The 2,216-nt window shown below is 52.6% G+C and carries 2 protein-coding genes; both read right to left on the reverse strand.

The window, feature by feature from the left end:
• Nucleotides 1-518 precede the first annotated feature (518 nt).
• Nucleotides 519-977, reverse strand: a complete 459-nt coding sequence (locus ACSZO1_RS22230) for a MarR family winged helix-turn-helix transcriptional regulator (protein ID WP_437616538.1) — start codon at nucleotides 975-977, stop codon at nucleotides 519-521.
• Between the two features lie 114 nt (nucleotides 978-1,091).
• Nucleotides 1,092-1,961, reverse strand: coding sequence for a glutathione-dependent disulfide-bond oxidoreductase (gene yghU, locus ACSZO1_RS22235; RefSeq protein WP_437616540.1), 870 nt, complete (start codon nucleotides 1,959-1,961; stop codon nucleotides 1,092-1,094).
• Nucleotides 1,962-2,216 lie beyond the last annotated feature (255 nt).

The raw sequence follows: 2,216 nt of genomic DNA on the forward strand, positions 1-2,216 counted from the left end.
GTTCCGGCAGCCTTCAGTGGTCTTTGCAGAGTTAAGACAGGCGGCTTAGCGTTGCACTTCGAACTTGAATCCGCCGCATGATTATTATCAATATTCTGCCGTGATATTGGATAATCGCGTGGCTGATTCCACGGCGGGTAAAATGCATTGCAGCCAGTCAGAATCGTACATAAGAGAAAGGTGGCTGGAGAATGTGACATATTACACCTCTTAACCGGATGAAAACGTCGAGGTGATTATAGAATTGCTGCGGGTATTTTCTTGTTTTTGTTCTGTTTCTAAAATTAGAATGAATATTGTTTTTTTGCTTATGCTTTACGCGAAAAATGTGTTCTTCAACAGATAACTAGCAATTCTGCAGATTTTGGTTTTTCTGATGGCCGCCTGTTTAGTCGATGCTGCTTTTTTTTATCAGATAAGAGTGAGTCATCTGGCGATGAGTGCATGCGGTATTTAAGAACAATCACACTCGGTGGAATATGAATTTGCCGCGAGGACAAGAACAGGATCGGCACGGCTTAACCGTGCAGATTATCACGCAGAATTTCCAGTTCTTTCTTCAGCTTCAGCATGCTGTCGGCATCACAGGCGGCGGCATTACGCACCGAGTCTGGCAGCGTCAGCGCTTTCTGGCGTAACTGGCGGCCCTGTTCCGTTAACGTGACCACCACCTGACGTTCGTCCTGGCGGGAACGCTGGCGCTGCAGCAGCCCGGCGGCTTCCATACGCTTCAGCAGTGGCGTCAGGGTAGCGGAATCGAGGAACAGGCGTTCACCAATATCGGAGACGGTGACATCATCTTTCTCCCACAACACCATCATCACCAGGTATTGCGGATAAGTCAGATCCAGCTCTGCCAGCAGTTGCCGGTAAAGCTTATGCAGCGCCAGATTGGCGGAATAGAGGGCGAAGCAAAACTGTTGGTCGAGCAACAGAGGTGCGTCAGTCTGGCTGGTGTCATCTTGCGGTGTTTTCATAGCGAAAATAGTAGGTAGGGCACGAGATAATTGCAAGCAAAACACCACAGGAACAGGCCTGTTTCTGTGGTGTGGCGAATGGGCACGGCGCGCTGATCGCCGCCGTGCTAAAGATTATGCCTGACGCTTATCTTCGGTGCGCAGCGCAAAGTCAGAGGCATCATGGCGTTCATGCAACTGCCCGGATGGCTCGCCCCAGGTGCGGTTAACGATGCGGCCACGCTGTACCGCCGGACGTTTGGCGATCTCCTGCGCCCAGCGTTGCAGGTTTTTGTAAGCGGCGACATCGAGGAACTGCGCAGAATCGCCGTACAGTGTGCCCAGCGCCAGAGCGCCGTACCATGGCCAGATCGCCATATCGGCAATGGTGTATTCATCGCCGGCAATATAGTGATGGTGCGCCAGCTGGCGGTCCAGCACATCGAGCTGGCGTTTGGCTTCCAGGCTGAAGCGGTTGATCGCGTATTCGATTTTTTCCGGGGCGTAGAACCAGAAATGGCCAAAACCGCCGCCCAGATAGGGTGCGGAACCCTGCAACCAGAACAGCCAGTTCAGTGCTTCAGTCCGCGCGGGTCCCTCTTTTGCCAGGAAATGGCCAAATTTCTCCGCCAGGTGCAGCAGGATCGCGCCAGATTCAAATATGCGCACCGGTTTGCCGTGCGAGCAGTCCAGCAGGGCCGGGATTTTGGAGTTCGGGTTGACCTCGACAAAGCCGCTGGAGAACTGGTCGCCATCGCCAATGCGAATCAGGTGAGCATCATACTCTGCGCCGCTGATATTCAGCGCCAGCAGCTCTTCCAGCAGGATCGTGATTTTCTGGCCGTTCGGTGTTCCCAGTGAATAAAGCTGCAGCGGGTGCTTACCGACCGGCAACGTATGGTCGTGCGTCGCACCGGCGATTGGACGGTTGGTTTTCGCGCCGTTACCGCGTGCTTCCGGGTCCCATGTCCAGACTTGTGGTGGCTGATAGTGATTTTCCGACATCGTTATTTCCTGCCTCGGTTAAGTTGCAAAGATAAAGCCATCATCGTCTTTGAGCTTAGCATTGTGGTGAAAGAAGATTTAACCGCATGAGGGATGAAACGCTGTGAATAAAGCGTAAAGCTGGCAAAGGTTATGCCGTATTTACCTAAGGAAGGTGCGATTTAATCGTCAATTATGAGAACGGCGGATTCAAGTTCGAAGTGCAACGCTAAGCCGCCTGTCTTAACTCTGCAAAGACCACTGAAGGCTGCCGGA

Origin of the sequence: Erwinia sp. V71, assembly GCF_965644245.1 — a bacterium.
GTDB lineage: Bacteria > Pseudomonadota > Gammaproteobacteria > Enterobacterales > Enterobacteriaceae > Erwinia.